General features: G+C 54.6%; 2 protein-coding genes. Both read right to left on the bottom strand.

What is annotated here, in order from left to right; translation table 11 throughout:
- Positions 1-840: pyridoxal phosphate-dependent decarboxylase family protein (locus AC1DVH_RS29805; RefSeq protein ID WP_477756812.1), on the bottom strand; the 840-nt coding region annotated here is incomplete at its 3' end.
- Entirely contained in the window at positions 833-2,206 is a 1,374-nt protein-coding gene (locus AC1DVH_RS29810; protein WP_477756813.1) for a diaminobutyrate--2-oxoglutarate transaminase family protein, read from the bottom strand. The genes AC1DVH_RS29810 and AC1DVH_RS29805, both read right to left, overlap by 8 nt.
- Between the last annotated feature and the right edge of the window lie 44 nt (positions 2,207-2,250).

The following is a 2,250-nucleotide window of genomic DNA, read 5'->3' on the forward strand; positions in this document are numbered from 1 at the left end:
GTCTACGTGGAGCCAAAGTCCACGAGCCTGTGCAATGTCGGCAAGTGCATTGATAGGATCGATTGCGCCTGTATCCGTCGTACCGGCGGTTGCGACTATGGCAAAGGGTGCCTGCGATTCGCTTGTTAGTCTGGACAGCGTGCGCTCGACGTCGCCTGCGACTAGTCGTCCTTCGGAGTCGCATGGAACGGATATCGCAGCGCTCCTACCCAGGCCGAGCAAGGACATCGATTGCTGAACTGAAAAGTGGGCTTGGCTCGAACAAATTACAACCATGCGCTTGGCGTCGGCCGAAATCCCATCCTCCTTGATATTGACCCCCAAATGAAGCAACGCATAATGATCCCGAGCAAGCAGCAGTCCCATTAAATTGCTTTGCGTACCGCCGCTAGTCAACACGCCAGCGTCGTTTACCGGGTAGCCAATACGCGCTCGGAGAGCGCCGACGAGATGCTGTTCAAGGATTGTGGCCGATGGGCTCTGATCCCAGGAATCCATCGACTGATTAGCTACGTTGATCAACACCTCTGCAGCTTGAGAAGCAAGCGTTGTCGGACAGTGCAAATGCGCGATGCAGAGCGGATGATGGACCTGTAACGCGTGGTCAAGAAAACACGCAGTTGCGTCCGCTAAGGATTGCTCGTCGCCGACACCATGTTCGGGAAAGATGTCGTGATCTGACAATTTCATCCGTAGCGTATCGGGCCGCGCTCCGTCAAACAGCACACCTGCTTCGAGCCATTGGCTCGCAGTGTTCACAGCCTTTGTCATCAAGAAACGGTAGGCTGTCGATCCCTGCTGATCGGCGGTCGTCATTCCTAGAGTCGGCAATTCAAGCATGGTCGGTCGACTCCTGCTCGGCATGCATTACCGTTTCCAGTGCCGTCTTCAGCCGTTCGATTACGATGTCCCCTTCCTGATGTGTCAATGTCAACGGTGGTAGGAGACGCAGGACCGCGCCGTGCCGGCCACCGAGCTCCACAATCAATTGATTGTCGAAGCAGGCTCGTTGCAGCGCTTGCGATAATCGTGGATGGGGGGGATGGCTGCCAAGTGAATCGACGGGGAGTTCGGTATCGACAATCTCAATACCGAGCATAAGACCACGTCCGCGAATGTCACCTATACATGGGAGGTTTCGCTGCAGACGTATAAGTCTGTGTTCCAGTGCAGCGCCGACCGAAACTACGTTGTCGAGAACGCGGTTCTTAACCATGATGTCGAGCGTTGCTTGTCCGGCGGCCATCGCGAGTTGATTACCTCGAAATGTACCGGCGTGTGCTCCCGGCGACCAAACGTCAAACCCAGCCTGGTAAGCCACCAACGATAATGGAAGGCCACCACCTATTGCCTTCGACAGGACGATCATGTCGGGGACGATTTTCGCGTGGTCAAAAGCAAACCATTGCCCAGTACGCCCAATTCCCGCTTGCACCTCATCGAGTATCAGGATGATGCCGTGTCGTTGTGTAACCTCGCGTAGTTTCACCAACCATGGAACCGGCGCGGGAATGACGCCGCCTTCACCTTGGATCGCCTCGACGATAATCGCTGCCGGCTTGGTGACACCGCTCTCGACATCATCGAGGAAACGCTCGATTAATACGCCCAAGGCGATGGCGGCCGTTTCGCCACCAATACCGAGCGGGCAACGATAAGAATATGGATAGGGCAGGAACTGTATACCCGGCATGAGACCACCAACAGAAGTCTTCGGTCCGAGGTTACCGGTCACGCTCAATGCTCCATGCGTCATACCGTGGTATGCGCCACTGAAACTTAGTATGCCGGAGCGCCCTGTAGCAATTTTCGCTAGCTTAAGCGCAGCCTCTACGGCGTCGGCACCTGTCGGTCCGCAGAACTGCAGTCGCCAGTCGCTTGGTGAGCCCGGAAGTAACTTAAGCACGGTTTCGCAGAACGCATCCTTGACAGGTGTCGTCAGGTCGAGYGTGTGTAGCGGCATCTGGTGATCGAGCAGAGTTCGTATTGCACCGATGACTTCCGAATGGTTATGTCCGAGCGCCAAAGTTCCTGCACCCGATAGGCAATCGAGGTACTTTCGACCTTCGACATCAGTAATCCACGCGCCTTGCGCTGACTTAATCGCGATCGGAAATTTATGTGGATAGCTTCTCGCGTTCGATTCAAAGCGAGATTGTCGTTCAAGATAATATGCATTATTAGCTGGCTTGGTTAAACTTTCCATGTTCGTCCTTCCATCTAGTAGTCGAGAAAATCGTCAATCAGAAG

It is taken from the genome of Pseudomonas sp. P4_C3 (assembly GCF_056402075.1).